The 24177-nt window shown below is 74.6% G+C and carries 11 protein-coding genes; 2 read left to right on the forward strand and 9 right to left on the reverse strand.

The genetic code is table 11. The features are described from left to right. Positions 1–292 precede the first annotated feature (292 nt). The 4 genes from acnA to ACIQCH_RS20630 all read right to left on the reverse strand — a co-directional run bounded on the left by acnA (position 293) and on the right by ACIQCH_RS20630 (position 5639). Complete coding sequence (gene acnA, locus ACIQCH_RS20615; RefSeq protein ID WP_402582769.1) at positions 293–3007, reverse strand: aconitate hydratase AcnA; 2715 nt, start codon at positions 3005–3007, stop codon at positions 293–295. Positions 3008–3350: 343 nt separating this feature from the next. Continuing rightward, positions 3351–3629, reverse strand: a complete 279-nt coding sequence (locus ACIQCH_RS20620) for a hypothetical protein (protein ID WP_402582771.1) — start codon at positions 3627–3629, stop codon at positions 3351–3353. A 65-nt stretch (positions 3630–3694) separates the two neighbouring features. Continuing rightward, entirely contained in the window at positions 3695–4561 is an 867-nt protein-coding gene (locus ACIQCH_RS20625; protein ID WP_402582773.1) for a hypothetical protein, read from the reverse strand. A gap of 79 nt (positions 4562–4640) precedes the next feature. Next, entirely contained in the window at positions 4641–5639 is a 999-nt protein-coding gene (locus ACIQCH_RS20630) for a LacI family DNA-binding transcriptional regulator (RefSeq protein WP_402582774.1), read from the reverse strand. 242 nt (positions 5640–5881) lie between these two features. Here ACIQCH_RS20630 and ACIQCH_RS20635 point away from each other — a divergent pair, with 242 nt between their 5' ends. Both ACIQCH_RS20635 and ACIQCH_RS20640 read left to right on the forward strand, forming a co-directional pair. Further along, positions 5882–7897, forward strand: coding sequence for an amidohydrolase (locus ACIQCH_RS20635; protein ID WP_402582776.1), 2016 nt, complete (start codon positions 5882–5884; stop codon positions 7895–7897). A gap of 137 nt (positions 7898–8034) precedes the next feature. After that, complete coding sequence (locus ACIQCH_RS20640; protein WP_402582778.1) at positions 8035–9564, forward strand: helix-turn-helix domain-containing protein; 1530 nt, start codon at positions 8035–8037, stop codon at positions 9562–9564. A gap of 462 nt (positions 9565–10026) precedes the next feature. On the opposite strand, the gene ACIQCH_RS20645 is transcribed toward ACIQCH_RS20640, so the two are convergent. From ACIQCH_RS20645 to ACIQCH_RS20665, 5 genes are read right to left on the reverse strand one after another with little or no spacing between them, the layout of a single operon-like run. Continuing rightward, positions 10027–10863, reverse strand: coding sequence for a 4'-phosphopantetheinyl transferase (locus ACIQCH_RS20645; RefSeq protein WP_402582780.1), 837 nt, complete (start codon positions 10861–10863; stop codon positions 10027–10029). A gap of 14 nt (positions 10864–10877) precedes the next feature. After that, complete coding sequence (locus ACIQCH_RS20650; protein ID WP_402582781.1) at positions 10878–13640, reverse strand: amino acid adenylation domain-containing protein; 2763 nt, start codon at positions 13638–13640, stop codon at positions 10878–10880. Further along, complete coding sequence (locus tag ACIQCH_RS20655; protein ID WP_402582783.1) at positions 13624–20715, reverse strand: SDR family NAD(P)-dependent oxidoreductase; 7092 nt, start codon at positions 20713–20715, stop codon at positions 13624–13626. Before ACIQCH_RS20655 ends, ACIQCH_RS20650 begins: the two co-directional genes overlap by 17 nt. Continuing rightward, the gene (locus ACIQCH_RS20660) at positions 20708–22909 is read right to left on the reverse strand and encodes a beta-ketoacyl synthase N-terminal-like domain-containing protein (RefSeq protein WP_402582784.1); all 2202 of its coding nucleotides are present in this window, start codon (positions 22907–22909) and stop codon (positions 20708–20710) included. Before ACIQCH_RS20660 ends, ACIQCH_RS20655 begins: the two co-directional genes overlap by 8 nt. Then, complete coding sequence (locus tag ACIQCH_RS20665) at positions 22906–24045, reverse strand: cytochrome P450 (protein ID WP_402582786.1); 1140 nt, start codon at positions 24043–24045, stop codon at positions 22906–22908. Before ACIQCH_RS20665 ends, ACIQCH_RS20660 begins: the two co-directional genes overlap by 4 nt. Positions 24046–24177: the final 132 nt, after the last annotated feature.

Genomic DNA, 24177 nt, shown 5'->3' on the forward strand with positions numbered 1-24177 from the left:
CCGTCCCCCGGCCCGGGGCCGCAGGAGACGCGGTGACCCGGACGCGCACAGGTATAGTCCACTTCCGCTCGGCTGAGCAAGATCGAGCGCAAGGATGACTCCGGGCTTTTCCGAGTTGAGACCTGTCCGTCACACGGCATCCCTTCCCCGGAAAAGGGGAAGGGCCGCACCCCCCTAACGGGGGATGCGGCCCTTTGGTGCCGTCAGGCACCCTTATGCCTCAATCGGTCGCGCGCTCCCGGCGTGTCGGTTGCGCGCGCCGGTGGCAGCCTCGGCCGCCGTCCGGACGGTCTCAGCCGCGGATGAGGTTGCGCAGCACGTACTGCATGATGCCGCCGTTGCGGTAGTAGTCCGCCTCACCGGGGGTGTCGATGCGGACGACCGCGTCGAACTCGACACCGGTGTCGGTGGTGACCTTGACGGTGCGCGGGGTGGTGCCCTCGTTCAGCTCCGTGATGCCCGCGATGGAGAAGGTCTCCTCGCCGGTCAGGCCGAGCGAGTCGGCCGACTGGCCGGCCGGGAACTGCAGGGGCAGGACGCCCATGCCGATGAGGTTCGAGCGGTGGATGCGCTCGTACGACTCGGTGATGACGGCCTTGACGCCGAGGAGCGCGGTGCCCTTGGCGGCCCAGTCGCGGGACGAGCCGGAGCCGTACTCCTTGCCGCCCAGGATGACCAGCGGGGTGCCGGCGGCCTGGTAGTTCTGCGAGGCGTCGTAGATGAAGGAGACCGGGGCGCCCTCGACGGTGAAGTCGCGGGTGAAGCCGCCCTCGGTGCCCGGCGCGATCTGGTTGCGCAGGCGGATGTTGGCGAACGTACCGCGGATCATGACCTCGTGGTTGCCGCGGCGGGAACCGTACGAGTTGAAGTCGCGGCGCTCGACGCCGTGCTCGGTGAGGTACTTGCCGGCCGGCGTGTCGGCCTTGATCGCACCGGCCGGGGAGATGTGGTCGGTGGTGACCGAGTCGCCCAGCTTGGCCAGCACGCGGGCGCCGGTGATGTCGGTGACCGGGGTGGTCTCCATGGTCATGCCCTCGAAGTACGGGGGCTTGCGCACGTAGGTGGACTCGGCGTCCCACTCGAAGGTGTTGCCGGTCGGGATCGACAGGGCCTGCCACTGGGCGTCGCCCGCGAAGACGTCCTGGTAGGACTTGGAGAACATGTCCTCGCCGATGGCGTTGGCGACGACGTCGTTGACCTCGGCCTCCGACGGCCAGATGTCCTTGAGGAAGACCGGGTTGCCCTCGGTGTCGGTGCCCAGCGCGTCCTTGGTGATGTCCACCTTCATGGAGCCGGCGAGGGCGTACGCGACGACCAGCGGCGGGGAGGCCAGGTAGTTCATCTTGACGTCGGGGTTGATCCGGCCCTCGAAGTTGCGGTTGCCCGAGAGGACCGAGGTGACCGCGAGGTCGTGGTCGTTGACGGCCTTGGAGACCTCCTCCGGCAGCGGGCCGGAGTTGCCGATGCAGGTGGTGCAGCCGTAGCCGACGAGGTTGAAGCCGACCTTGTCGAGGTACGGGGTCAGACCGGCCTTGTCGAAGTAGTCGGTGACGACCTTCGAGCCCGGGGCGAGGGTGGTCTTGACCCACGGCTTGCGGGTCAGGCCCTTCTCCACGGCCTTCTTCGCCACGAGCGCGGCGGCGACCATGACGTACGGGTTCGAGGTGTTGGTGCAGGAGGTGATCGCGGCGACGGTGACGGCGCCGTGGTCGATCGTGTAGGTGGTGCCGTCGGGGGCGGTCACCTGGACCGGGTTCGACGGGACGCCGTTGCTGACGGCCGGGGCGTCGGAGGCCGGGAAGGACTCCTCGCCCGCCTCGTCGGCGGTGGTGACGTAGTTGCGGACGTCCTGGGCGAACTGCGCGGCGGCGTTCGCGAGGACGATGCGGTCCTGCGGGCGCTTCGGGCCGGCGATGGAGGGGACGACCGTGGAGAGGTCGAGCTCCAGCTTCTCGGAGAAGTCGGGCTCGGCGGCCGGGTCCAGCCAGAGGCCCTGCTCCTTGGCGTACGCCTCGACGAGCGCGACCTGCTGCGCGGAGCGGCCGGTCAGGCGCAGGTAGTTCAGGGTCTCGCCGTCGATCGGGAAGACCGCGGCGGTGGAACCGAACTCCGGCGACATGTTGCCGATGGTGGCGCGGTTCGCGAGCGAGGTGGCGGCGACGCCCTCACCGTAGAACTCGACGAACTTGCCGACGACGCCGTGCTTGCGCAGCATCTCGGTGATGGTGAGCACCAGGTCGGTGGCGGTGGTGCCGGTGGGCAGCTCGCCGGTGAGCTTGAAGCCGACCACGCGCGGGATCAGCATGGAGACCGGCTGGCCGAGCATCGCGGCCTCGGCCTCGATGCCGCCGACGCCCCAGCCGAGCACACCGAGGCCGTTGACCATGGTGGTGTGGGAGTCGGTGCCGACGAGGGTGTCGGGGTAGGCCTGGCCGCCCCGGACCATGACCGTGCGGGCCAGGTGCTCGATGTTGACCTGGTGGACGATGCCGGTGCCCGGGGGGACGACCTTGAAGTCGTCGAAGGCGGTCTGGCCCCAGCGCAGGAACTGGTAGCGCTCCTTGTTGCGGCCGTACTCCAGCTCGACGTTCTGCGCGAAGGCGTCGTTGGTGCCGAACTTGTCGGCGATGACGGAGTGGTCGATGACCATCTCGGCCGGAGAGAGCGGGTTGATCTTCGCCGGGTCGCCGCCGAGGGCGGCGACGGCCTCGCGCATGGTGGCGAGGTCGACGACACACGGCACACCGGTGAAGTCCTGCATGATCACGCGGGCCGGCGTGAACTGGATCTCCTGGCTCGGCTGGGCCTGGGAGTCCCAGTCGCCGAGCGCGCGGATGTGGTCGGCGGTGATGTTCGCGCCGTCCTCGGTGCGGAGCAGGTTCTCCAGCAGCACCTTCAGGCTGTACGGCAGCCGGGCGGAGCCCTCCACCTTGTCCAGCCGGAAGATCTCGTACGACTCGTCGCCCACCTTCAGGGTGCTGCGGGCGTCGAAGCTGTTCGCCGACACGACAGTCTCCTTCATTGCATGAAATTCGCGCGTTCCACCGCATCCTGCCGCTCGACACTCTGGCCAATCCGCTAAGGTAAGGCTAAGTTAGGTAACCCTTACCAGGGGTGCGGCTGCGGGACGCCTTCGGCAGATATCTCGATGTCGAGATAACTCTAGTGCATCACCGCCTCCTGGTCATGCACGGCAGGTGCGAGTTCGCTGTGTGACGTACGACATCCCTCCGTCACAGTTCAGCATCGCCGGAGGACGGCCGCCCCGGCGCAGGGCCGGCAGGAGAAGAGGTGGGCGGAGACCGCGCCGCCGTCGACGGGCACCGGGGGGACGGCTGCCGGGCCGGGCCTCAGCGCCCGGACCGCGTGGAGTCCCCGGGGTGCCGGGCGGCGGCCCCGGCCGGCGGCCTGCTGTCGGGTCCCGCGGCGCGCCCCGGGTCGAGGCGGCGGGCGGCGCCCGCGCGGAGCTGCGTGATCTTCGGCTGCCAGTAGGCGGCCGTCAGCTCCCGGAGCCGCTTGGCGACCGGGGGCCCGAAGACGAGGGCCAGGACGAGGGCGACGGCACCGGTGGTGGTCGACGCCCAGGGGTGCTCCGCGAGCTGCGCCGGGAGCAGGGTGGACTTCTGCACGGTCTCTCCATGGGGTGTGCGGGCGCCGGCCCGCCCGCCCCGTCGGAGGTACGGGGTACGTGGGGTCAGGCGGCCGGGGCCCGGCGGGGGATGGCGGCGCGGGCGTGCAGAGCCGGCTGCGGGCCGCGCGGGACCGCGGTCGCGGCCATCCTGATCACCCCGCAGGGCGAGCACCCGTTCGGCGGCACGTGGTCCTCGTACTCGTACGCCGCCGGGCGGAGCAGCAGCTGGAGGCACCGCGTGAGCTCCGCGCGGAGGGCCGCGGCGGCCTCGGCGAGCGCGGCGAGCGTCAGGGTGCGGTCCAAGGGGGGCGCGAGGTCGGCCCGCGGGCGGAACCGGTGCAGGAGCTGCGCGACGGCTTCGGCCGCCCGGGCGGGGGCGGCGGAGCCCGCGGACAGGACCAGCGCGCCGTGGACTTCGGCGGCTTCGGCGGGAGCGCGGCCGGTTCCGGCGGTCCGGGCGGCGGCTCCGGCGGGTCGGGGCGCGGTGGCGAAGGCGGGGGGCGCCGGGACGGCCCAGGGCTCCGGCAGTGACCCGTGCGGGACGGCGAGGCCGGGAACCCGGGCGGCGGATGCGGCGGTGTCCGGGTCCAGTCCGAGGCCGGCTTCGAAGAGCTCCGCGAGAGCGGTGCGGGGCGGCTCCGTGCGGCCGCCGTCGAGGGCGTGCGCGAGAAGGTCGTCGAAAACCGTCAGCGCGAGGACGCGCCGCGTCAGGTCCGTCAGCCGCGACGGCCCCGCGGACATCGCCGGGTGCCGCGGGATCAGGAGCGGCCCGCCCGACACACCACCCGCGGACCACCCGCCCGCAGCGGGGTCGAGGGTGCCGTGGCCCGCCACCACCACGGCCAGGAAGGAGTCGGACGAGTCGTAGGACACGAAGACGGACGGGGACGCGCCCGGCGCACCGCTGTCCCGTCCCGTCTGGAAGTCCACGACCGGGACGCTAGCGCCCCGCCCGGCCCGCCGGGCCGGGATCGGTCGGATTCCACCGCTCCGGGCGAGGGGTCCCTGCTCAGCGCCGGGGGCGCGAAGAAGCGCGGGGGCGCAGGAGCGCCGGGACCGTGCGCGGGGCGGGGTCGGCGGCCGGGTAGGTGGCGGGGTCGGTCTCGATGAGGTCGACCAGGGCGGCGACGGCGGTCTCCGCGATGACCTCCGGCTGGAAGGTCACCGTGCTGACCGCGGGGTCCCCGGCCCCGTACCCGGGGTCCTCGCTCGCGCACACCAGCATCAGGTCCTGCGGCACGCGCAGCCCGTGGCGCCGGGCCGCGGCCAGCACCTGGCGGCCCCCGGGGTCGTAGACGGCGTACACGGCGTCGGCCGCGCCCGTGGCGAAGACGGTGTCGAAGGCGTGGCCGACCGAGTCGATCGGGTCGAAGGTGACGACCAGCGGGTCCTGACCGTGCTCGCCGCACCACCGTTCGTACGCCGCCGTCACCGCGGCCGTGTAGTACTCCCGCCCGTAGCCGGCGTGCAGGGCTGTCCGGCGGGCGCCGGCGGCCTCGAGGTGGTCGAGGACCTCGTGCACGGTGGCCCGGTGGTCGTTGTCCACCCAGACGTCCCCGGGGCGCGGTTCGGTGGGGCGGCCGTCGAAGACCACCGGCATGCCCCGGGCGCGCAGGGCCCGCAGCACCCGGTCCCCCTCGGGGCTGTCGAGGAGCAGCATCCCGTCGACGGCCAGGGTGTGCCAGAGCGCCTCGGCGCCCCGGACGGCGGGCAGCGTCGTCAGGGCGTACCCGCGGGCGTGCGCGGCCGAGGTGGCGGCGGTGATCCAGCGGGCGTAGTAGGCGACCGCGAGGAAGTCCCAGGCGTGCCCGGCGTACGTCGTCACGGCGAGCCCGAGGGTACGGGTGCGCGGGGCCCGGGGCGCGGCGTAGCCGAGGGCGGCGGCCACCTCGCGCACGCGGGCGCGGGTGGACCCGCCGAGCCGGCCCGTGCCGTTGAGGGCGTGCGAGACGGTCGCGGTGGAGACCTCGGCGGCGCGCGCGATGTCGGCGATGGTGGGTCCGGGCACCGGGCCATCGTACGGATGCCCGGCAGCGGGGCCGGCGGCGTGCGGACGGCGGACGGACGGCGGGCGTGGGCGGCGGGGCAGCGGGGCGGCGGGGCGGGCGTGCGGGCGGCGGGCCCCGGGCGGAGGAGGAGGCCCTGCGGGCGGCCCCGTACGGAATCCGTCGTCCGGTCAGGGTTCTGGTTAAGCCGTTAATCAGTGAGTGTCCCGGCCACAGCCAACGTACTTGGAGTGGTCACGTGGTCATGACGCGTTCTGATGAGTCCGGTGCGGCCCGCGGGGCCGGGAGCTCCGCCGCGGTCGACGGCGCCGCCGGCGGCGTGGTGCCGGCGGGCGGCCTGTCCCGGCGGGGCCTGCTCACCGCCGTGGGGGTCGCCGGCGCGGCCGGCGCGCTCGGCGTTGCGGCGGCCGGGCCGGCCGGTGCGGCCGAAGCGCCCGTCGCGCCGGGTGCGGCCGGGGCGACGGGCTCCCGTACCGCCTCGTCCGCGGCGCTGATCGTGCACAACGCCCGGGTGTTCACCGGAGTGCCGGGGGCCCGGCCGGTCGAGGCCGTGGCGGTCGGCCGCGACGGCCGGATCCTGGCCACCGGCACGGACCGCGCCCTGCGCCGGCTGATCGGCCGGGACACCGAGGTGGTCAACGCCCGCGGCAACACGGTGATGAGCGGCATCCACGACGGGCACGTGCACCCGCTGGGCGCCGGCCGCCGCTCCCTCAAGCCCTCCCTCGCCGGCGCCGAGACCACCCTCGACGAGCTGCTGGAGATCCTCAAGGGCTTCCTGGCCGACACCGGCGGCGCGGCGGCGGAGCCGGACCGCTGGCTGGTGGTCGAGGACTGGAACCCGGTCGGCCTGCTGCCGCACGGCACCCTCCCGCACCACACCATGCTGGACGCGCTGCCCACCCGGCGGCCGATCGCCCTGGTGGGGGGCGACGGGCACAACCTGTGGGCGAACCAGCGCGCACTGGACGTCGCGGGCATCACGGCCGGCACCCCCGACCCGGTGGGCGGGCAGATCGTCAAGGGCTCGGACGGCCGGCCCACCGGCGTGCTGAAGGACGACGCCCAGGTGCTGGTCACCCGGCACGTACCGGAGCCCACCCGGGCCGAACTGGTGACCGCCTGCGCGCAGGTGCTGGCCACCGCGGCCGCCTCCGGCGTGACGACGATGATGGACGCCTGGGCGACCCGCGACGAGCTCGTGCTGTACAAGGCCCTCTCGGCGGCGCACAAGCTCCCGCAGCGCATCGTGCCCGCCGTCCGGGTGGACGCGGTGCAGGCGAAGGACCCGGCCGCGGCACTGGCGTTCGCGAAGGGGCTGCGGCGCGAGTTCGAGGGCGTACGGGGGCTGCGGTTCGGCACCGTCAAGGTGTTCCTCGACGGGGTCATCGAGTACCCGGCGCAGACGGCGGCCCTGTTGAAGCCGTACCTGGACGGGCACGGCCGGCCGACCGACAACCGCGGGGAGCTGTACGTCTCCGCGCACGACTACGGCCGGCTCACGGCCGCGTTCAACAAGGCCGGCTGGCAGATGCACGCGCACGGGCTGGGCGACCGGGCGGTGCGCACCGCGTTGGACGGGTACGCGTACGCCCGCCGGACGACCGGGCTGCGTGACCTTCGCAACACCGTCGCGCACCTCCAGCTGGTCGATCCGTCCGATCTGCGGCGTTTCGCGCAACTCGGGGTGGCCGCCTGCCTCCAGCTCCAGTGGGCCGCCGAGGACACCTGGACGATGGACGCGCTGCTGCCGTACATCGGGAAGGAGCGGCACCGCTGGATGTATCCGGCACGCAGCCTCGAGAAGGCCGGGGCGCGCCTGACCGCCGGTTCGGACTGGCCGGTGGACGCCCTGCAGGTCTGGAACCAGGTCCGCACGGCCATCGACCGTCAGGGTGCGTACGGGGACGGGCCGCTGCACCGGGAGCTGGAGGGCCTCAGCCGTACGTCGTCCCTGCTCATGCACACCTCGGGCACGGCGTGGCAGCTCCGCCAGGACCACCTCACCGGCACCCTGGAGAAGGGCAAGGCGGCCGATCTGGTCCTGCTGGACCGGGATGTGACGCGGTGCCCGGTCAGGGACATCAGCGACACGCGGGTGGAACTCACCCTCGTCGGGGGCAAAACGGTGCATGATGTACATTCCGCCACGGGTCGGGGGGCTGCCGCACGCCTGTCGCGCGGCACCTCCGCCCCGCGTCCGGACGCGTACGCGGCCCTGCACGGCGGCCGGCACGGGGCCTGCGGCTGCGGGAGCTGAGGCCGGGGGCCGGCAACGGAGTTGACGGTCCGGCACCGGCGCCGGGAGGAGTCGGTGCCGGACCGTCGCCGACCGGGGACCACCCGAATGACACGCCCAGCGCGAGCGACATCTCATATCTGAGATAACGTTCCCCCATGGCAGACGATTACCTCGTACGCATCGGCAAGCTCATTCGTGACGCCCGGCAGCACCGCGGCTGGACGCAGAGTCAGCTCGCCGATGCGCTCGGCACCAGCCAGAGCGCCGTCAACCGCATCGAGCGCGGCAACCAGAACATCAGCCTTGAGATGATCGCCCGGATCGGCGAGGCGCTCGACAGCGAGATCGTGTCCCTCGGCTACGCCGGCCCGATGCACCTGCGCGTGGTCGGCGGCCGTCGGCTCTCCGGCGCCATCGACGTCAAGACCAGCAAGAACGCCTGTGTCGCACTGCTGTGCGCCACCCTGCTCAACAAGGGCCGCACGGTGCTGCGCCGGGTGGCCCGCATCGAGGAGGTCTACCGCCTGCTCGAGGTGCTCAACTCCATCGGCGTGCGCTCCCGCTGGATCAACGGCGGCGTCGACCTGGAGCTCGTACCGCCGACCCAGCTCGACATGGACGCCATCGACGCGGACGCGGCCCGCCGCACCCGCAGCATCATCATGTTCCTCGGCCCGCTGCTGCACCGCATGGACCGCTTCCGGCTGCCGTACGCCGGCGGCTGCGACCTCGGCACCCGCACCATCGAACCGCACATGATCGCGCTGCGCCGGTTCGGCCTGGACATCACGGCCACCGAGGGCCTGTACCACGCGCAGGTCGAGGCCGGGGTCTCCCCCGAGCGGCCCATCGTCCTGACCGAGCGCGGGGACACCGTCACCGAGAACGCGCTCCTCGCGGCCGCCCGCCACGACGGCGTGACCGTCATCCGCAACGCCTCCTCGAACTACATGGTCCAGGACCTGTGCTTCTTCCTCGAGGCGCTGGGCGTGCGGGTCGAGGGCATCGGCACCACGACCCTGACGGTGCACGGCGTGCCGAACATCGACGTGGACGTGGACTACTCCCCCTCCGAGGACCCGGTCGAGGCGATGAGCCTGCTCGCCGCGGCGGTCGTGACGGAGTCGGAGCTGACGATCCGCCGGGTGCCGATCGAGTTCATGGAGATCGAGCTCGCGGTGCTCGAGGAGATGGGCCTCGACCACGACCGCTCGGCGGAGTACGTGGCCGACAACGGCCGTACCCGGCTGGTCGACCTCACGGTCCGCCCGTCCAAGCTCGAGGCCCCGATCGACAAGATCCACCCGATGCCCTTCCCGGGCCTGAACATCGACAACGTGCCCTTCTTCGCGGCCATCGCCGCGGTCGCCCAGGGCAAGACCCTGATCCACGACTGGGTGTACGACAACCGGGCCATCTACCTCACCGACCTCAACCGCCTCGGCGGCCGCCTCCAGCTCCTGGACCCGCACCGCGTCCTGGTCGAGGGCCCGACCCGCTGGCGCGCGGCCGAGATGATGTGCCCGCCGGCCCTGCGCCCGGCCGTGGTCGTCCTCCTCGCGATGATGGCCGCCGAGGGCACCTCGGTGCTCCGCAACGTCTACGTCATCAACCGCGGCTACGAGGAACTCGCCGAGCGCCTCAACTCGGTCGGCGCCCAGATCGAGATCTTCCGCGACATCTAGGACAGCAGACACACCGGGACCGAGGCCCCGTCGCTCTTCACGGAGAGTGGCGGGGCCTCAGTCTTTCATGCGGGTTCGTCCGGAAAGGCCCAAAACAGGGCTGTGACCGGGGCGAGCCCCTCGGCTGCGGCGTTCTGGCTCGGACGCGGGCCGTCCGGCATGCTGCGGCCGTCCAGGCGGAGCGGGCCAGGACACGGTTCGGCGGCCTGCTCGACATCCACGTGGGCCGGTCGGAGGAGTACCTGGCGGAGCACGAGGCGGAATTCGACTCCGTGTACTCCGTCTTCGGAGCCGTGTGGTTCACGATCGGCACGCTGCTCGTGGAGGCGACCGCATGATCCCGGCCGCACGGCCTGCAGCTCCGGAGGCGTGCGCGCGGGGGCCCGAGGTCAGCGGTAGCTGGCCGGAGCTTCCCCCCGGAGGTGGGGCGCCTCGGCGTTCGCGTACCGAAGGGCCGGGCCGCTACGGGCGCGGAGGCCGGGCGACCGTCACGGCGGTGGCGAGCAGGGGTGTTCGGGGGTCGGGGTGGAGGCGCCAGTGGCCCGTGAGGGGGGTGGTGGGGAAGGGGGGTGGGGGCTCGGTGTGGAGGTGGGCCGTGAACGTGGTGGTGTCGGGGGTGAGGGTGATGTGGCAGTCCTCGAAGCCCAGCCAGCGGCCGGTCAGGGGGTACCAGGCCTTGAAGACGCTCTCCTTGGCGCTGAAGACGACGCGGTCCCAGGCCACGCCGGGCCGGCCGGCCGTGAGGGCGGGCAGGGCGCTCTCCTCCTCGGGGCGCAGGGCCAGGGAGCGTACGCCGTCGGGGAGCGGGGCGTTCGGCTCGGCGTCGATGCCGAGGGAGAGCAGCGGATGGCCAGGGCCGGTGCGGGTCAGGGCCGCGGCCCGGTAGCCGGTGCAGTGGGTCATGCTGCCGGTCAGGCCCTCGGGCCAGCGGGGGGCGTTGCGCGCCCAGGTGGGCCCCTCCCCGTGGGGGAGCACGGGGAGGGGCGGCACACCGAGCCGGGCCATGGCCGCCCGGGCGCAGGCCCGGACGGCGGCGAACTCCCGCCGCCGCGACGGGTACGCGCGCGCCACCGCCGCCCGCTCCGCCGGGAAGAGCCCGGCCGCGAGTTCCGCGTACGGTGCCTCCCCGGCGAACTCGGCCACGGCGACCCCGGCGGGCAGGAGCCCCGCGAACAGCCCCGTGGCGCGGGCCGGGGCCGGGAAGGGTCCGGCCGGGTGGCCGGTCCCGGGAGCCGGGCGGGGCCCCTCCGGGGAGGAGGCTTCCGCGCCGGCCGTGGGCGGGGTGGGGGTGGTGGGCACGGGGTGGGGGCCGGTCAGTGCGTCGTGGCCGTCAGGAGGCCGTGCAGGTGGGTGGCCACGGCTTCGGCGCCGGTGCCCTTGAGGACGGTGTAGTGGTCGCCGGGGACCTCCGTGTGGGTGAACCCGCCCGCGCACAGGGGGCGCCAGCCCTCGGCGGCCGCCGGGCCGCCGCCCGCCCCTGCCTGCAGGAAGTGCACGGCCGTGCCGGTCAGCGGCTCGGCGGGCCGGTAGCCGCACAGCGCCCGCGCGTTCACCTCGAAGCGCTCGTAGACCGCCGCGAACTCGGCGAACGCGATGTCGGCGGGCAGGATCCCGGCTCCGCGCACCGCCTCGTACAGCTCCTCCAGGGTCTCGAACGGTCCCGGCGGCTCGGGCCAGGAGCTGCCGGTCAGGCCCGCGAGGTCGCGGGCCAGCCAGCCGAGCAGGCGGTCGCGGCTGATCTCGGCACGGGCCAGGTCCTGCGGCGTCTCGAGGACGTCGACCGCCGCGACCAGGTCCACCGTGCAGCCGCGGGCGGTCAGCTCCCGGGCCAGTTCGAGGGCCAGCACTCCGCCCATCGACCAGCCGCCGAGCCGGTACCGGCGGCCCGGCACCTCGTCGAGGACGGCCTGCGCGTACGTGCCGACGAGGTCGAGGAACCCCGGCGCCGTGCCGTCGTGGCAGGGCGACTGGAGGGCGTAGAACGGCTGGTCGTCGCCGAGCGCCCGGGCGAGCTCCGAGTAGCACAGGACGTCGCCGCCCACCGGGTGGGCGAACACCAGGGGGACCGCCTCGCCCGTGGTGCGGACGGGGACCACGACCGGCCGGCCGACGCCGTCCCGGGCCGAGTCCCGGGCCTCGCGCAGCCGCTGCGCCAGGGCGCGCACGGTGGGCGCCCCGAAGAGGGCGGACACCGGCAGCTCCACTCCGGTCTCGCGCCGCAGGACGGACATCAGGCGCACGGCGCGCAGCGAGTCACCGCCCAGTTCGAAGAAGTTGTCCGTGACGGAGAGGTCCGCCACGCCGGGCACCGGCTGCCCGTCGGCGACCCCGTCCGCCGCCCCGTCACCGGCCTCCGGCCCGGGGCCGGGGCGATGGTCGGCGAAGAAGCCGCGCCAGATGGTGAGGAGGAGCTCCTCCTCGGCGTCCGCGGGGTGCTCGACGACGTGCGCGGCGGCCAGGTCGTCGGCGAGGGCGGCGAGCGCCTTGCGGTCGACCTTGCCGTTCGGGGTGAGCGGGAACTCGTCCAGGACCGCGACGGCCGTGGGCACCATGTACGCCGGCACGCGCTCGGCCAGCAGCGCCCGCACGTCCTCGGCCGCGTGGCCGGCGCCCGGCTCCAGCAGCACCTGGGCCGTGAGCCGGGTGCGGTGGCGGCCGCCCTGCACGCCGGCCACCGCGCCCCGTACGCCGGGGCAGGCCAGCAACGCGGCCTCGACGTCGCCGAGTTCGATGCGGTGGCCGCCGACCTTGACCTGCATGTCCTCCCGGCCCAGGAACTCGATCTCGCCGCTCGGCAGCAGCCGCCCCCAGTCGCCGGTCCGGTAGCGGCGGGCGCCGGTGGCCGGGTCGGTGACGAAGCTGCGCGCCGTGCGCTCGGCGTCGCCGAGGTAGCCGCGGGCCAGGCCCACGCCGGCGATGTAGATCTCGCCGGGCACCCAGCACGGCCGGGGCCGCATCAGCCCGTCGCCGACGTAGACGTGCTGGCCGCTCATCGAACGGCCGTACGGGACGGAGGGGAGCTCGGCGTCCGCCGGCGTGATGGGGTGCCAGACGGACCAGATGGAGGCCTCCGTGGCGCCGCCGAGCGACCACTGGCGGGCGTCGGCGAACAGCTCCCGCACCTCGCCCGGCAGGCCCACCGGGATCCAGTCACCGCTCATCAGGACCGCGCGCAGCGGCGGCAGCGGCGCCGGCGGGGCGCTCCTGGCGTACTCGGTGAGCATGGCCATCAGGGCCGGCACGCTGTTCCAGACGGTGACGCCGGCCTCCGTCATGAGGCGTAGCCAGGCGCCGGGTTCGCGGGCGTCGCCGGGGGCCGGGAGCACCAGGGCGCCGCCGACCGACAGGGGGCCGAAGAGGTCGTAGACCGAGAGGTCGAAGTTGAGCGCCGAGAGGCCCAGGACCCGGTCGGCGGCCGTGCAGCCGAGCTCCCGGTTCACGTCCCGGACCGTGTTGACGGCGGGCCCGTGCTCGATCATCACGCCCTTGGGCACGCCGGTGGAGCCGGAGGTGTAGATGACGTACGCGAGGTCGCCGGGCGCGGTGTCGACGGCCGGCGCGTCGGGGGCTGCCGGGGCGTCGGCCGCCGGCGGGACGACGGGGGTGACCGTGACCCCTTCGGGCCAGGTCACGCCGTCGGCGGGGCCGGGCCGGGTGAGCGCCTCGGTGATGCCGGCGGAGCCGAGCACGTCGGCCAGGCGGCGGGCCGGCCAGTGCGGGTCCAGGGGGACGTACGCGGCGCCGGCGCGCAGGATGCCGAGGCAGCCCACGACCTGTTCCCAGCCCTTGTCCATGACGACGGCGACGAGCGACTCGCGGCCCACGCCGCGGGCCGCGAGGAGCACCGCGATCCGGGCCGACTCGTCGGCGAGTTCGGCGTAGGTGAGGGTGCGGTCGGCGGCGATGACGGCCACGGCGTCCGGGGTCTCCGCGGCCCGGTCGAGGAAGGCCAGGTGCAGCAGGGCGTCGGCCGGGAGGGCGGCGACGGGGTCCGGGTCGCCGGCCGTGGCCGGGAGGTCGGCGACGGTCCCGGTCCACGGGGGCAGGGTCCAGGCGGACTCAGGCACAGAGTTCACGGATCAGTCCTTCGTAAGCGGCGAGCATGGCGTCCACGACACCCTCGGGAAACACCTCTTCGACCACGTCCCAGTTGAGGACGAGCGCGCCGTCCTCCTCGAACGCCTGGTGGTCCAGGACGACCTGGGGCGTGCGGACCCCGCTCCACACGGGGGTGCCCGAGTCGCCGAGCAGGCACAGCGCGCCCACCGGGCCGGCCGTGCGCGGGGCGTCGGGTGCGGGTGCGCCGCCGCCGATGGTGCTGTTGAACACGACGGGCAGCCGGGCCCGGCCCGCCTCCCCGTCCAGCCGGCTCAGGTCGCGCAGGACGTCGAGGCCGGTGTACGCGACGTGCTCCATGTCCTGGATCAGCTGCCGCTGGATGCCCGCGGCGACCGCGCGGAACGGGGCCGCCTCGTCGACGTGCACCTCGAGCAGGGTGGTGGAGGAGAAGTTGCCGACCACCGTGGACATGTCCTCCCCGGCGAAGGCGGAGCGCTGGGAGACCAGGACGGTGAGCGTGAAGTCCGGGCACTTGGACCAGCGGGCGAGGACCTGGCAGTAGGCGGCGAGCACGGCGCCGGAGGCGGTCAGCCCGGCGGCCGCCGCGTTCTTCTTGAAGCGCTGCCACTGGGGTGCCTCGACCCGGATGAACCGGTTGCCGAAGACGGGCCGGCCGACGTCGCACAGCGGTGCGGCGTACGGCAGCCGGGGCGCCGGCGGCAGGGTCGCCGCCCGCTCCTGCCAGTAGGTGCGGCTCGGCTCGATCTCCGCCGAGGCCTGGTGGCGCGCCGCCCGTTCCACGTGCCGGGCGAAGGAGGGGCCGGTCGCGGGCAGCGGGGCCGCCGGGTCGCGGTAGAGGCGGGCCCACTCGTTGAAGAGCAGGGTGCTGCTCGCGCCGTCCGAGACCAGGACGTCCACGGCCACGTGGAGCCGGGTGACGGCCTCGTCCACGCGGGTGGCCCGGACCAGGACCAGCGGCCAGCGGGACGTGTCGAAGGTGTGGGTGGTCACCTCCTCGTGGATCTGGCCGAGCCGGGCGGTCCGCTCCTCGGGGCCGAGGGGGCGGAGGTCCTCGACGGGGATCCGGAAGTCCGGCACCTCGCCCAGGACGCGCTGGGTGCCGGCCGGGTCGAACACCGCGCGGAGCATCTCGTGGCGGTCCACCAGCTGCCGGAAGGCGCGCTCGGCCGCCCGTACGTCGAAGCCGGTGAGGTCGACCTCGATGCACAGGACCGTCGGCACGTTGCCGAGCTCGAAGTCACCGGCGCGGCCGGCGACGTAGGCCTCCTGGAGCTTGGTGAGCGGGAACGGCTCGGAGTCGGGCCGGGCCGGCCGCCGCGGTGCGGCGGCCGGGGCGGCGGATCCGGTCGGGTGCGTCACCTGCCCGGCGGCCGGGCCGGCGGTGCCGCCGTCCCCGGCCCCCGCGGCACCGGTGCCGCGCCGCGCGGCGGCCGTGGTCCCGGGGTGTGCGTCCGCGGCGGGGCCCGCCGCGGACGCACCGTCATTTCCCGGGCCGCCCGGGGTCCCCTCCGGGGCCGTGCCACCGCCGCCGCCCGGTCCGGGAGGCCCGAACAGGTCGACCACGTGCTGGGCCAACGCCTCCGGGGTCGGGTGGTCGAAGACCGCGGTGGCCCCGAGCCGGATGCCCAGCGCCCGGCCGAGCCGGACCCGCAGCTCCATGGAGGTCAGGGAGTCCACGCCCATCTCGTAGAACGAGCGCTGCGCGTCGACCCGTTCGGGCTTGAGGCCCAGCAGGCCCGCCACGCACTCCCTGACCAGTCCGACCGCGGCGACCAGCCGCTGGTCGGCCGAGGCGTCCGGGGAGGTCAGCACCGCGAGGGCGGCGGCTCCCGGCTGCTCCGCACCGGCGTCCGCCGTGGCGGTGGCGGCGGGTGCGGCGGCAGCGGTGGCGGGGGCGGGGGTGGCGGCCGCCACCGGAACGGCCGGTCGCACCGGAGCGGCGGTCCGGACGGCGGCGGGCGCCGGGGTCACCGGGGCCGCCGGGCGGGTGGCCGGGCGGGCCACCGGGCCGCGGCCCGTGCCCCCGGTCGACCCGGTGAGCCCGGCCAGCCGGGTCAGCAGGAACGGCGTGTCCCCCGCCCCCGGTCCGGTCGCGTCCGGCAGTGCCAGCCGGGCGCCGACGAGGGCCGGGGCGGTCCCGGCGGCCGCGGCGTCGAACAGGGCCAGGCCGGCGGCCGTCTCGAACGGCGCGACGCCGTTGCGCCGCAGGCGCAGCAGGTCGCTCTCGTCGAGGTGGCCGGTCATGCCGGTGGCCTCGGACCACAGGCCCCAGGCGACGGAGCGGGTGGCCCGGCCCTCGGCGGACCGCCAGGCGGCGAACTGGTCGAGGAAGGTGTTGGCACCGGCGTAGTTGGCCTGGCCGGGGCCGCCGAGCACGCCGTAGAGGGAGGAGAAGAGCACGAAGAAGCGCAGGTCGTCCTCGCGCGTCGCCGCGTCCAGGTGCCAGGCCGAGTCGACCTTGCTGCGCAGGACGCGGCGCAGCTGGTCGGGCGTCATGTTCGCGACGATCGCGTCGTCGAGCAGACCGGCGGCGTGCACGACGCCGACGACCGGTCCGCGGGACCTGATCTGCGCGAGCGCGCGGCGCACGTCGTGCGCGTCGGCCACGTCGGCCGCCAGCACCTGGACGTCGGCGCCGAGTCCGACCAGTTCGGTGCGGAAGTCCGCGATGCCCGCGGCCCGTTCGCCGCTGCGGCTGAGCAGGGCCAGGGACCGTACGCCCCACGTGGTGACGAGGTGGCGGGCCACCTCGCGGCCGAGGGTGCCGGTGCCGCCGGTGAGCACGACGGTGCCGTCGCCCACCTCGGGCCGGGCCGCGCCGGCCGGGACGTGCGGGACGAGCTGGGGCATCAGGACGCGGCCGCCGCGCACGGCGAGCTGCGGCTCGGTGCGGCGCAGCGCCCGGAGCAGGCCTTCGGTGGCGCCCAGGGCCGCGGCGTCGGCGTCGACCACGCGGAACTGGCCCGGGTACTCGGTCTGGGCGGAGCGGACCATGCCCCAGACCGCACCGTCCCCGAGAGCAAACGTTTCGTCACCCGGGACGGCCACGGAGTCCTGCGTCATGAACGTCAGCACCGCGGTGTCCGCCAGGGCCTCGGCGCGCAGCCAGGTCTGCAGGGCCGCCAGGGTCCGTTCGGCCGACGCGTGCGCCTGCTCGACCGTGGTGTTCCGGGGGGCCGGACAGCCCATGACGACCTGCCAGTTCCCCGGGATCGACGAGACGATCATGATCGCCTCGTCGAGCGTGGCCACCGAGATGCCCTCCCGGTTGGCGTCCCGCAGCGCGGCCGGCAGCGGACCTTCGTCCCCGCCGACCACGCACAGCCGCACGTCCTGGGGCGCCTCGCCCGCCGGCTCCTGCCAGTCGGTCTCGAAGAGACCGGCGTGGTCGAGGTCGACGGGGGCCGCGCCGGCCCCGGCGAGGGCCAGGCCGCGTACGACCATGCGCTCGACCTCGAGCAGCACGGTGCCGTCTGCCGCGGCGAGCGTCAGCGCGATGGCGTCCGGGCCGACCCGGTAGGCCAGCGCCTCGCAGGCGACCGCGCCCGTGGCGGCCGCCGCCGTCCGTACGCCGTTGAAGACGAACGGCACCGCGATCCGACCCGGCTCCGTCTCGCCGAGCAGCCCGCAGGCCACGGCGGCGTGCAGCGCGGCGTCGGTCAGCGCGGGGTGGGCGGCGAAACCGCTGTGGTTGACCAGGGCAGCTTCGGGCAGCTCGACCCGGGACCGGACCCAGTCGGCGCCCAGGTGCTCCCCGGAGCGCACGCCCTGGAAGGCCTCGCCGTAGCCGTAGCCCAGGCCGCGCAGCAGCGGGTAGAGGGTCTCGGCGGCGGGCAGCGCGGTCGCACCGGGCGCCGCGGCCAGGTCCACCGCGTCCGTACCGGGGCGGGCGGCGCCCAGCAGGCCCTCGGCGTTGCGCACCCACCCGACGTCGGCGGCGGCGCGCGAGTGCACGGTGGCGGCGCGCGCGCCCTGGGCGTCCGCGGGCGCGACGGCGACCTGGACGTCCACGGCCGTGCCGGCCATCGGCAGCAGCAGCGGGTCGCTGACGACCATCTCCTCGAGGCGCTCGCAGCCCACCTCGCGGCCCGCGGTCAGCAGCAGTTCCATGAAGGCCGTGCCGGGCAGCAGCGCGGTGTCCTCGACGCAGTGGTCCATCAGCCACGGGTGGCTGCGGACGGACAGCCGGCCGGTGAGCAGCACCGTGCCGTCGGCCGTCTCGACGACGGAGCGGAGGAACGGGTGGTCGCCGTCGGCGACGGAGCCCGGGCGGACGGCCGGCACCGTGCCGACGGCCGGGGCCGCGGACGGGGTCGTGACCTGGGCCGCGACCGGGGTCACCCGGCCCACGCCCTCGGTCTCCAGCCAGAACCGCTCCCGCTCGAACGGGTAGGTCGGCAGCTCCACGGCCGCCACGGTCCGGGCGGGCACGGCGGGCAGCAGGCCGGTCCAGTCGAGCGCGTGCCCCTGGACGTGCGCCTCGGCCGCCGCTGCGAGGAACCGCCCGAGGGAGCCCTGGTCGCGCTTGAGGGTCGCGGACACCGGTGCGGTGCTGCCGGCCTCCTTGAGGACGGCCTCGAGCGAGCCGGTCAGGACGGGGTGCGGGCTGATCTCCACGAAGGCGTCGAAGCCGTACGAGGCCATCTCGGCGATCGTGCCGGCGAACCGGACCTGGCCGCGCAGGTTGCGGAACCAGTAGCCGGCGTCGAGCTCGTCGCCGCGCAGCCGCGCCATGTCGACGGTCGAGAACATCGGGACGGCGGACGGGACCGGGGCGACCTCGGCGAGGCCCTCGAGGACCTCCTCGCGGAGCTCCTCCATGACCGGGGAGTGGGAGGCGCACTTGGCGGGTACCCGGCGGGCGTAGCGGCCGCGCTCCTCGCACAGGTCGAGCAGCCGCGCGAGGCCGGGCTCGTCGTCGCCGGAGACCACCACGAACGAGGGGCCGTTGACGGCCGCGACCACCAGGTCGGCGCCGGCCTCGGCGAGCAGCGCCGCGGTCTCCTCGGGGGAGGCCGCCACCGCGGCCATGCCGCCGCGGGAGTGCTCCAGCAGCTGACTGCGGCAGGCCACGATCAGGGCCGCGTCCTCCAGGGACAGCGCGCCGGACAGGCAGGCCGCGGCGACCTCGCCCTGGGAGTGGCCGACCACCGCGGCCGGCTCGACGCCGGCGGACCGCCACAGGGCGGCCAGGCCCAGCATCGTGCAGAACAGCAGCGGCTGGATGACGTCGGTGCGCTCCAGGTCGGTCTCGTCGTCCTCGCCCCAGAGCACGGCCATCAGGTCGTAGTCGAGGTACGGCTTGAACGCCGCGGCGCACTCCTCGACCCGCAGCCGGAAGACGTCGGACTCGGCGAGCAGCGAGGCCGCCATGCCGGGCCACTGCGATCCCTGGCCGGGGAAGACGAAGACGGGGCGGCGGATGCGCCGGGCCTCGCCGCCGATGACCGGGGCGTCCTCCTGGCCGGCGGCGAACGAGCGCAGCGCGGCGGAGAGTTCGGCCCGGTCGGTGCCGAGCGCGGCCGCGCGGTACTCGTAGCCCTCGCGCCGGGTGCGCAGCGCCTGCGCGACCGCCGGCAGGGGGTCGGTCCCGGCGTCCAGCGCGACGGCCAGCGCCTCGGCGTAGGCGGCCAGCGCGGTGGGGGTCTTGGCGGACAGGGTCAGGACCTGGGGGCCGACGGCCGGATCGGCGGCGGGCACGGACCCGGCGTCGTCCGCGGCGGTGCGGCCGTCCGGAGCGTCCTGCACTGCCCGGCCGTCCGGAGCGTCCCCGGCGTCCGCGGTCTCGTCCCAGCCCTCCAGGATGACGTGCGAGTTCGTGCCGCTGACGCCGAAGGAGGAGACGGCGCAGCGCCGGACGCCGTCGCGGGCCGGCCAGGGCCGGTTCTCACGCAGGACGTCCACCGAACCCGACCAGTCCACCAGCGAGTTCAGCGGGCCGTCCACGTGCATCGTGCGGGGCATCTCCCCCGCGCGCATGGCCGTGAGGCACTTGATGACGCCGCCGACGCCGGCGGCGGCCATGGAGTGGCCGATGTTCGACTTGAGGGAGCCGAGCCAGACCGGCTCGTCGCGCTCGCCCGCGCCGTACGTGGCGTGGATGGCGTTGACCTCGATCGGGTCTCCCAGCCGGGTGGCGGTGCCGTGCGCCTCGACGAGCTGGACGTCCTGGGGGGCCAGGCCCGCGTCGGCCAGCGCCTGCTCGATGACCTTGGCCTGCGCCTTGCCGCTGGGGGCGGTCAGGCCGTTGCTGGCGCCGTCCTGGTTGACGGCGGTGCCCTTGATGACGCCGAGGATGCGGCGGCCCAGGCGGCGGGCCTTCGAGAGCGGTTCGAGCACCAGGACGCCGGCGCCCTCGGCCCACACGGTGCCGTTGGCGGCGTCGGAGAAGGTGCGGCAGCGGGCGTCCGGCGACAGCGCCTGCTTCTTGGCGTAGTCGACGAACATGCCGGGGCCGGCGAGCACGGTGCAGCCGCCCGCCAGCGCGAGCTCCGTCTCGCCGCTGCGCAGCGAGCGCACGGCGGTGTGGATGGCCACGCCGGAGGACGAGCAGGCGGTGTCGATGGTCAGGGCCGGGCCCTCCATGCCCAGCAGGTAGGAGATGCGGCCGGAGGCGACGCTCGGCGAGGTGCCGGTGCCCATGAAGCCGGCCGTCTCGTCCTGCCAGCGCCACAGCGGCATGCCGTACTCGTTGGGCATGACGCCGACGAACACGCCGGTGCGGGAGCCCTTGAGGGTCGAGGGCACGATGCCGGCGCGCTCGATGGCCTCCCAGGCCACCTCGAGCAGGGTGCGCTGCTGCGGGTCCATGGCCTTGGCCTCGGCGGGCCGGATGCCGAAGAAGGCCGCGTCGAAGCGGTCCGCGCCGTGCAGGAAGCCGCCCTGGCGCACGTACGCCGGGTCGTACAGGTCGTCGGTGTCCCAGCCGCGGTTGTCGGGGAACTCGCCCACGGCGTCCCGGCCGCCCGCGACGAGGTCCCACAGGGCCTCCGGGGTGTCGACACCGCCGGGATAGCGGCAGGCCATCCCGATCACGGCGATGTCGTCGCGCACCATGTCGTTCTCAGCCATGCCTCGACTCCATCTCCTTGTTCACACAGGCCGCCATTTCGCTGATCGTGGGGTGGTCGAAGACGACGGTCTCCGAGAGGTCGAGGCCGGTCGCCTCGATGAGCCGGTCCAGGAACTCCAGGAGCGTCATGGAGTCCACGCCCAGGTCCGTGAGGGGGACCTCGGGGTCCAGGTCGGGGACCGAGCCGCCGAGCACGGCGGCGAGTTCGCGCTCGAGGAGGACCTGGGTGGCCCAGAGCCGCTCGCCCTCGTCGCCGGCGGCCGCCCAGGTCCGCGAGTACGCGGGGGCGGCGGACCCGGGGGCGGGTCCTGCGACCGGGGCGGGCCCGGAGGACGGCGCGGGTACGGAGGACGGCGCGGGTACGGGAGCCGGCGCGGGTACGGGAGCCCGGCCAGCCGGTGCGGATTCCGCGGCGGCAGTTGCCGGGGCCGGTGCCGGCCCCGGCAGCGGGAAGCGCTCCCGCTGGAAGGGGTACGTGGGCAGGCCCGGCACCGGGCGGTGCCGTCCCCGCCCCGCGGACGGGGACGGCACCTGCGGGGTCCGGCCCGCGTGGACGTAGTCGCTGGCGGCCCGGACGGAGCCGGCCCCGCCCGGGCCGGCCGCCGTCGCCCAGTCCGCCGGCACGGCGAAGCCGTGGCCCGCGGCGACCTTCGCCAGCCCTTCGCGGAAGTGCGCCCAGTCGGCGCCGACCACCGCCGCCCGGTGCTCCCAGTGGGTGCGGCGGGCCAGGGTGGCGCCGACCGCCCGGACCCCGGCCGCGGGACCGCCGGCGGGGTGCCGGTCCAGCTCCCGCAGCAGGGCGTCCGCCAGGTCGCGGACGGCCTCCTTGGAACGGCCGGACAGGCACCACACGGTGCCGGCGTCCTCGTCCTGGTCGGGGTCCGGTACCGGATCCTCGGCCGTCGCCGGGGCCGGGGCCGGGCCGAGCACGACGTGGACGTTCGTGCCGCCCATGCCGACCGACGTGACGCCGACCAGCTCGCCGGCGCCGAACGGCCGGTCCTCGTAGGCGTCGACGACCCGCAGGCCCTGCCCGGCCGGGTCGACGGCCGGGTGCGGCGTCGCGAAGTTGAGGCTCGCGGGCAGGGCGCCGTGCGTCAGCACCAGGCAGGCCTTGATGAACCCGGCGATGCCGGCGGCCGACTCCAGGTGGCCGATGTTGGTCTTGACCGACCCGACGGGCAGCGGGTTCCCGGCGGGCCGGGCACGGCCGGCGGCCGCGCCGAGCGCGCGGGCCTCGACCGGGTCGCCGACCTGGGTGCCGCTGCCGTGGAGTTCGACGTACGCGAGGTCCTCCGGCCGGGCGCCGGCCACGCGCAGCGCGCGGGTGACGGCCTCGTACTGGGCGTCCTCGGACGGTACGGCGAGGGCGCCGCGGCCGCCGTCGTTGCCGACGGCGCTGCCGCGGACGACGGCGTAGACGTGGTCGCCGTCGCGCAGCGCGGCCGGCAGCGGCTTGAGGAGCACGCAGCCGCCGCCCTCACCGCGTACGTAGCCGTTGGCGCGGGCGTCGAAGGTGTGGCAGCGGCCGTCCGGCGACAGGCCGCCCCAGAGCCCGATCTGGTCGGTGACCTCCTGGAGGAGGTTGAGCTGTACGCCGCCGACGAGCGCGGCCTCGCACTCGCCCAGCCGCAGGCTCGACACCGCGCGGTGCACGGCGGCCAGGGAGGAGGACTGGCCGGTGTCGACCACCTCGCTCGGGCCGCGCAGCCCGAAGTGGTGCGAGATCCGGTTGGCCAGCATGCACCGGGCGGTGCCGGCGTGGCCGAACCGGTCCAGCCCGCCGCCCGTGAGGTAGTGCGCCCGGAAGTCGTCGGCGGCGGCACCGACGAACACGCCCCAGCCGGAGTCGCGGAGGTCCGCCGCCGGCCGGGCGGCGTCCTCGAAGCACTCCCAGGCCAGTTCCAGCAGCAGGCGCTGCTGGGGGTCCGTGTAGCGCGCCTCGCGCTGCGAGAGGCCGAAGAAGGCGGCGTCGAAGGCGTCGACGTCCTCGACGAAGCCGCCGCGCGCGGCGTCGGCGCCGGGGGGCGCGGCGGCCGGGCGGCGGTCCGCGGGGACGGTGCCCACGCTCTCCGTGCCGGCGGCCAGGTTGTGCCAGAACCGGGCCGGACCGGCCGCTCCCGGGAACCGGCAGGACATCCCGATGACGGCGACGGGGGTCATGGCCCCGTCGCCGGAAGTGTGCTGTGTCATTGCTCCCGTTCCCAGCCTGCGGAGGCGGGACCGGGCCCGACGCGCAGGGTGCGCAGCCCGCGGAACGTCGGGCTGGCCTTCCAGTCGAATTCCTCGTCCGGCGTGAGCACGGTCAGCCCGGGACAGCGCTCGATGAGCGTCTCGAAGGCGACTTCCGCCTCCATCCGGGCGAGGTGCTTGCCGATGCAGTTGTGGATGCCGCCGCCGAAGGCGAGGTGGTCGCGGCGCGGCTGGGTGATGTCGAACGCGTCGGGCTCCGGGAAGCGGCACTCGTCGCGGTTGGCCGCGGCGAAGGCCAGGAAGACGATCGCGCCCCGGGGGATCAGGACCCCGTTCAGCTCCACCGGCTCGGTCACGTAGCGGTAGAGGGAGAGGTTGAAGGGCGACTGGTGGCGGAGCATCTCCTCCACCGCGTCCGGGACCAGACCCGGGTCGGCCCACAGGCGGGCCAGCTGCTCGGGGTGGTCCGCGAGCGTCAGGAACCCGGTCACGATGAGGTTGGCCGTGGTCTCGTATCCGGCCGCGAGCAGGGCGTACGCCTGGGCGACCGCCTCGTCCTCGGCCAGCGAGGTGGCCAGTTGGGTGAGTACGTCATCGGCGGCGCCGGGGGCGCCGGCGCCGTCCCGCCGGTCCCGGATCAGGCCGCGCAGGTACTCGACCATCAGGCCCGCGTCGCGTCGCAGGACCTCCGGCGGAGCGTCACCGGTGATCGTCTGGACCCAGCCGTTGAAGGTGCCGCGGTCGGAGTCGGGGACGCCGAGGGTGCGCGAGATCACGGAGATGGAGAAAGGAAAGGCAAAATCCTGGACAAGATCGAAGCTCTCCGCTCCGGCCACCTTCGCCAGGGTCTCCAGGGCGGCACGTCGGACGCCGTCCCGCCGCCCGGCCACGGAACGCGAGGTGAACATCGCGTTGAGGGGCTTGCGCAGCCGGGTGTGGACCGGGGGATCGTTGTTCGCCATGTTGTTGTAGAGCAGCGAACCGCGGGACGCGCCGGCCCCGCCGCCGCTCTGCGCCGCGAAGAGCGGCATGGCCTCGTCGATGCTCTTGCGGAACCTCGGGTCCCGGAGGACGAATTCGACGTCCTCGTAGGCCGTGACGAGCCAGGCCTCCAAGCCGGGCGGCAAATACGCCATTCCCGTCTTCAGAACGATGGGGGTCGGTTTGTTGCCGTTCTCTTTGATGACCCGGTAGGCCGGATGCGGATCTGCGTAGAAATCGTGATCGAGGGCTATCGGACACTGACCGGTCCGGCCGCCGTTGCGACC

The sequence above is a fragment of the Streptomyces sp. NPDC093225 genome (assembly GCF_044753805.1).
Taxonomy (GTDB): domain Bacteria; phylum Actinomycetota; class Actinomycetes; order Streptomycetales; family Streptomycetaceae; genus Streptomyces.